General features: G+C 68.3%; 6 protein-coding genes and 1 pseudogene. 2 read left to right on the top strand and 5 right to left on the bottom strand.

What is annotated here, in order from left to right; all coding sequences use genetic code 11:
- Both V7E05_RS13150 and trpS read left to right on the top strand, forming a co-directional pair.
- Window positions 1-344 (top strand): exodeoxyribonuclease III (locus tag V7E05_RS13150; RefSeq protein WP_333620094.1); only part of this gene is annotated, 344 nt, incomplete at its 5' end.
- 29 nt (window positions 345-373) lie between these two features.
- Complete coding sequence (gene trpS, locus V7E05_RS13145; protein WP_333620093.1) at window positions 374-1,414, top strand: tryptophan--tRNA ligase; 1,041 nt, start codon at window positions 374-376, stop codon at window positions 1,412-1,414.
- A 94-nt stretch (window positions 1,415-1,508) separates the two neighbouring features.
- On the opposite strand, the gene V7E05_RS13140 is transcribed toward trpS, so the two are convergent.
- From V7E05_RS13140 to V7E05_RS13120, 5 genes and pseudogenes are all read right to left on the bottom strand, one after another.
- Window positions 1,509-2,438: a ribonuclease H family protein gene (locus V7E05_RS13140; protein ID WP_333620092.1), complete on the bottom strand. Its 930-nt coding sequence runs from the start codon at window positions 2,436-2,438 to the stop codon at window positions 1,509-1,511.
- Window positions 2,439-2,465: 27 nt separating this feature from the next.
- Window positions 2,466-3,986, bottom strand: coding sequence for a D-alanyl-D-alanine carboxypeptidase family protein (locus V7E05_RS13135; protein WP_333620091.1), 1,521 nt, complete (start codon window positions 3,984-3,986; stop codon window positions 2,466-2,468).
- A gap of 125 nt (window positions 3,987-4,111) precedes the next feature.
- Entirely contained in the window at window positions 4,112-4,780 is a 669-nt protein-coding gene (locus V7E05_RS13130) for an acyltransferase (RefSeq protein ID WP_333620090.1), read from the bottom strand.
- Window positions 4,781-4,953: 173 nt separating this feature from the next.
- A complete protein-coding gene (locus V7E05_RS13125) occupies window positions 4,954-5,739 on the bottom strand; it encodes a succinate dehydrogenase iron-sulfur subunit (protein ID WP_333620089.1) in 786 nt (261 codons plus the stop codon).
- A pseudogene (locus V7E05_RS13120) lies at window positions 5,739-6,305 on the bottom strand (succinate dehydrogenase/fumarate reductase flavoprotein subunit); the annotation flags it as partial. The pseudogene V7E05_RS13120 and the gene V7E05_RS13125, both read right to left, overlap by 1 nt.

The raw sequence follows: 6,305 nt of genomic DNA, 5'->3' as shown, positions 1-6,305 counted from the left end.
GGAACATCGCGCACAACGAGGTCGACCTCAAGAACCACAAGAACAATCACAAGTCCTCGGGCTTCCTGCCCTCGGAGCGCGAATGGCTCACGGGCGTGCTCGGCGAGGACGCGGAGTCCGGCTGGGTCGACGTGGTCCGCCACCGCCGCCCCGACGAAGTCGGTCCGTATTCCTGGTGGTCGCAGCGCGGCAAGGCTTTCGACAACGACGCGGGCTGGCGGATCGACTACCACATGGCTACCGCGAAGCTCGCCGCTCGCGCGGTGTCCGACAGGGTCGATGTCGCCGGAGCCTACGACGAGCGCTGGTCGGACCACGCGCCCGTGGTCGTCGAGTACGAGTAGGAAATACCGATCGTGGAAGAATGGGGACCATGACTGACTCCACCACCACCGCACCTGCGAAGAAGCAGCGCGTCCTCTCCGGCATCCAGCCGACCGGAGACTCGTACCACCTCGGCAACTACCTCGGTGCGGTGCGGCAGTGGGTTCAGCTCCAGGAAGACTACGACGCCTACTACTTCATCCCGGACCTGCACGCGATCACCGTCCCGCAGGACCCGAAGGAGCTCCGCGAGCGCGTGTACCGCGGCGTCGCGCAGCTCCTCGCCGCGGGCGTCGACCCCGAGCGCGCCGTGGTCTTCGTGCAGTCGCACGTGCCGGAGCACGCGGAGCTTGCGTGGGTCCTCAGCTGCATCACAGGCTTCGGCGAGGCGAGCCGGATGACCCAGTTCAAGGACAAGTCGCAGAAGCAGGGGAGCGAGAACGCGACCGTCGGGCTGTTCACCTACCCGGTGCTCATGGCCGCGGACATCCTCCTCTACCGCCCGCAGCTCGTGCCGGTGGGCGAGGACCAGCGCCAGCACCTCGAGCTCACGCGGAACCTCGCGCAGCGGTTCAACTCCCGCTACAAGAAGACGTTCGTGGTGCCGGAGGCGAAGATCCTCGAGAACTCCGCGAAGATCTTCGACCTCCAGGACCCGACGGGGAAGATGAGCAAGTCGGGGCCGAACCCGAAGGGCATCATCAACCTGCTCGACGATCCCAAGGTCACCGCGAAGCGGATCAAGAGCGCCGTCACGGACAACGACGGCGAGATCCGCTTCGACCCGGAGAACAAGCCGGGTGTGTCCAATCTGCTCGTCATCCAGTCGGAGCTCACCGACACCCCGATCGACACGATCGTCGAGCGGTATCAGGCCGCGGGCGCGCAGTACGGGGCGCTCAAGGGCGACACCGCCGACGCTCTCGAGGCGTTTGTCACGCCGTTCCGCGAGAAATTCGAGGAGTTCATCGCGGACCGGGCGGAGCTGGATCGGATTCTGGATCACGGCGCACGCCGCGCACGCGAGGTGGCCGGCCCTGTCCTCGATCAGGTGTACGAGCGCGTCGGCCTGGTCCCGCGCACCCGCTAGTTCCGGGTACCCGGTCCCGCGTTGCCGGGCTCGGGTTGCCGGGTCCGGGTACGCGAACCCGGGTAACCGAACCCGGGTAGCCAGACTCCGGCAGCTACGCCCCAGCGGCGAGTGAGGCGAGCTCCCAGCGGTCGCCGTCGAGGACCCAGACCTCGAGGGCGCCGTCGGTCCTGGCGACCATCACGCACGCCGGGCCCGCGGCCCACGCGTGCTCCTCCTCGCCGTGCTCGGCGGGGTTCCCGACGGCGTGGAAGTCCGCCCGGTGCGGGGCCTCGCCGCCCCGATGCCACGCGGTCCGGGCGTCGCGGACGGCCGAAATCGCCGCCGCGGCCGCCGGCCCCACCGTCGCAGGAGCGGGGGCGGCGGCCGACTTGCTCGCGTTGCCGGCCGCGGCATCGCTGTCGTCATCGAAATCGAAGAGGCTCGGCTCTGGTTCGGTTGCCGCAGTTGTCGCCGCGGAGGCAGGGGAAGGGGCGGCCTGCGCCGTCAGAAGCGATTCTCTCGCCGCGTCCGCGGGATCCGGTCCCTTACCCGCGGCGGCCGGGGCCCCGGGGAAGCCGGGGCCGGCCTCGGGAGACTTGCCCTTGGAGTACGCCTGCGCTGCGCCGTTGGCGAGCTTGTCGGCCTTCTCGTTGAGCTCGTGCCCCGCGTGGCCTTTGACCCAGCGGAAGGTAACCGAGCGGCCCGCGGACTTCGCCTCTGCGATCTCCGCGTCGAGCGCGCGCATGATCTCCACGTTGAGTACTGGCTTGCCGTCGGCCTTCTTCCAACCCTTGCGCTTCCAACCATGCATCCACTTGGTCACGGAGTTGATCACGTACTGCGAATCGCAGAGGATCTCCAGCGGCTCGTCGAGACCGCGCGTCTGGCGCAGCAGGTCGAGAACGGCGACGAGCTCGCCCTGGTTGTTCGTGCCGCGCTTCCAGCCGCCGCACGCCCAGCGGGAATCGTCGATGTACCAGCCCCAGCCGGCTGGGCCAGGGTTGCCGAGTGCGGAGCCGTCCGCCGCTGCGATGAGAGTCACGGGAGACGATTGTGCCAGCCGCCGGGATCAGCCGCGCCGGCGCCGCCCCGTGAGCGCGAAGAGGATGGCGAGCACGACGAGCGCGGCGATTCCGATCCAGCCCGCCGGCGGCACCTTTCCGACAGTCGAGGAGAGCACGCCGGAACCGGAGTCCGAACCGTCCTTTCCGGCCTCGCCAGGGGCGGCCGCGGAACCGTCGGCGTTTGCCCCCGCGGCGTTTGCCGAGTCCTCCTTGCTGCCCACGAGCTCGCCCACGCCCTTCTCCTTCGGGTCCGTGGCGAAGCCCGCATCGAGCAGCTCGGCGGCCTGGTCGAACGGCGCCTTCGGCACGCGCGTGCCGTCCATGAGCACCACGAGCAGCGTGCGGCCGTCGCGCTCCGCGCCGCCCACATAGGTCTGCCGGGCGTCGTCGGTGAATCCGGTCTTGCCGCCGACCGCGCCGGGGTAGTCCTCGAGGAGCTGGTTGTCGTTGTAGACCACGAAGCCCTTGCGCACGTTGTCGCCGTCCGGGGTGGTCACCGAGCCGTCGCCGTTGTCGACGTTGCCCTGCGCGTCGACGGTGCCCGCAGCTACCTCGGCAGGCGGGTCGTTCGGGTCCGGCGCCGCCGCGGCGGGGCCCGCCGGGTAGCCGGGGAGCCCGATCCGCTTGGTCTTCGCGATCTCGCGGTAGGTGTCGTTGTTGAGGGCGGCGCTGAAGATGAGCGCCATGTCGTACGGGCTGGTCATGTTGCCTGGCTTGTCCAAGCCTGAGATGGTCGCGGGCACGGTGTCGGTGCAGCCGAGCTCGGCGCACTTCTCGCCCATGAGCTCGAGCGTCTTCTGCTCACCGCCGAGCTGTGCCGCCAGTTCGTACGCGGCGTCGTTGCCGGAGAGCAGCAACATGCCGCTGAGAATGTCGCGGATCGAGTACTTGCCGCCGGGCCCGAGCCCGATGAGCGTGCCCTCGGCTGGCGCGATGTCCTCTTCCGAGACCGTGACCTCCTTGTCGAGGTCGAGCCGGTCGAGGGCGACGAGAGCGAGGAGGAGCTTGATGATGCTTGCGGGGCGGTAGCGGCCGTGCGGGTCCTGCGCGGCGAGCACCTGCCGGGATTCGGCGTCCGCGACGATCCAGCCCGAGGCGGTGATGTCCCCGGGGGTCTGGAAACCTTCGGCCGCGATCGGCGCGCAGCCACCGAGCTCCTCGCCGCCGACAGGGTCCTCCTGCACGCTCGGCGCCGGCGGCACGGGCTGTCCGGGCTGCGCCTCCTCCGAGTGGTCGACAGCAGCAGGAGGCGTCGACTTCTGCGGGCAACCCTCTAGGTCGCGGGGGGAGGAGAAGTACTGGAAGTTCGGCTCCGTGGGCAGCACCGCAGGCGGCGGAGCCTGCGAGATGGAGACGCCCGGGTCGAGGCCCGGAACCCCCGACTGGATCGTCTGGTCGGCCAGCCCATTCTGCTGCCCCTGCGCTCCGGCCACCGGTGCGCCTGCGGCCCCGAGCCCCAGACCGAGGCCCATGACGGCGGACAGTGCGAGTGCCCGGAGAGGGGCGCGACGGCGGAAGAGCGACATGAGGAACACCCTAGAGCGTGCAATACGCGGCCGGGCGTTTGGCCCCGGTGCGTCACAGCGACTCTCAGGCTGCCCTTCTCGGGCGGCAGACTCTGCGGCGATTCTCGCGCTGAGGGCCCGTGGGCTCAGCAGTCGAGGTGGGCGCCGGGATCCATGCGCGGCGCCGGCGGACGGCCGTTTTTCGCCCATGCGATGCGCTCGCGCTTGACCTTGGCCGGCTGCCCCACGGCGAGGCAGTGCTCGCCGATCGGGCTCGACGCGGTGACCACCGCCATCGTGCCGACCACCGAGCCGTGCCCCACTCTCGCCCCGCCCATGAGGGTGACCCCGAAGCCCAGCCACACGTCCGAGCCGATGACGACGTCCCGCGCGAAATTGATGCGCTCGCGGGTATCGAGATCGAAGATCGGGTGGTGGTCGTAGGCCCGTATAGTCGCGCGATCCGCGAACAGGCAGTCGTCGCCGATCTCCACCGTGCATCCGTCCTCGGTGACCACGCTGAACAGCCCGGTGACGTTTAGGCGCTTGCCGATCCGGACCGTGCAATCGATCCCGAGCTCGAGCTGGCCGATACTCTGCGCGCCGTCGTCGACCTCGACGGTGCCGCCGACGTCGTTGAAGTAGATGTGGGTCATCCAGTTGACGTTCTCGCCGAAGCGCACCGTGCAATTCGACGAGCCGAATACCACCTGGGTGTTCGATTGCACCGTCGCGGGTGTGCCGATGATCCGATTGCCCCGGTCGTCGGAGTAGTCGGTGATCTCCTCGCCGCGGAGGACTGTGGCGCATGGCATTCGCCCAATGGTAGTCGGCCCGTGGCCGGGTTCGGGCCTCGGTGCGGGCGAACGGGCCGCGGAGAAATGAGAGAACCCGCCCGGGGACCGGATGGTCCCCGCGAGCGGGTTCGACCGCCGTCGTATAAACGGCGGGGCATTCCCGGGCGGGCCCGGGGTGGGCGAAGGGGCGCCTAGCGCGCGAAGAGAAGTGCGCGCTTGACCTCCTGGATCGCCTGGGTCACCTGGATGCCGCGGGGGCACGCGTCGGTGCAGTTAAAGGTCGTGCGGCAGCGCCACACGCCCTCGGCGTCGTTGAGGATCTCGAGGCGATCGGCCGCACCCTCGTCACGCGAATCGAAGATGAAACGGTGCGCGTTGACGATCGCGGCGGGGCCGAAGTACGAGCCGTCGTTCCAGAACACCGGGCAGCTCGTGGTGCAGCAGGCACAGAGGATGCACTTTGTGGTGTCGTCGAAGCGGGCACGGTCCGTCGCGGACTGGATGTGCTCGTTCGTCGGCGCGTTGCCGCTGGTGATGAGGTACGGCTTGATGTCGCGGTAGGCCTTGAAGAAGGGCTCCATGTCGACATAGAGGTCCTTCTCCACCGGTAGGCCGCGGATCGGTTCGACCGTGATGGTGATCGACGAACCGTCCTTGGGGAGCATGTCCTTCATGAGGACCTTGCACGCCAGGCGGTTGACGCCGTTGATCCGCATCGCGTCGGAGCCGCACACGCCGTGGGCGCAGGAGCGGCGGAACGCGAGCGAGCCGTCGAGGTAGTTCTTGACGTAGAGGAGCAGGTTGAGCATGCGGTCCGTGGGCAGAGCCGGAACGGAGAACTCCTGCCAACCGTTCTTCGACTCGTCCTCGGTGTTGAACCGCATGATCTTGAGGGTGACCATGGTCGAGCCCTCGGGGACCGGCGCCTGCGCGTCGCTTCCGGGATTCGTGTTCGTCTTTTCCGCAGTGGCAGTCATCAGTACTTACGCTCCATCGGCTCGTAACGGGTCTGCACAACCGGCTTCCAGCCCAGCTCGATCTCGGACATGAGGTCGAGGCCGTCCTTCTTAGTGGCCATCGTGTGCTTCATGAACTTCTCGTCGTCACGCTTCTGGAAATCCTCGCGGGCGTGGCCGCCGCGGGACTCCTCGCGGTTGAGGGCACCGACCACGGTGACCTCCGCCAGCTCGAGGAGGAAGCCGAGCTCGATCGCCTCGAGGAGCTCGGTGTTGAATCGGCGTCCCTTGTCCGAGACGACGACGTGGTTGTAGCGCTCCTTGAGCTTGTGGATCTCCTCACGAGCCTCGGTGAGCGACTGCTCGGTGCGGAACACCGAGGCCTTGTCGTCCATCATGGCCTGCAGCTCGAAGCGGATGTTCGCCGCGTTCTCGTTGCCGTGGTCCGAGAGCATCTGGTCGAGCCACTGCGCCACCATCTTCTCCGGCTCCTCGGGGAGAGGGGTGAAGTCGTGGGACTCGGCGTACTTCGCGGAGGCGATGCCGGCACGGCGGCCGAACACGTTGATGTCGAGCAGCGAATTCGT

This window comes from Dietzia sp. (assembly GCF_036741115.1).
Lineage (GTDB): Bacteria > Actinomycetota > Actinomycetes > Mycobacteriales > Mycobacteriaceae > Dietzia.
Note: the sequence above shows the minus strand (reverse complement) of the source record. Positions and strands in the feature narration are given on the sequence as shown.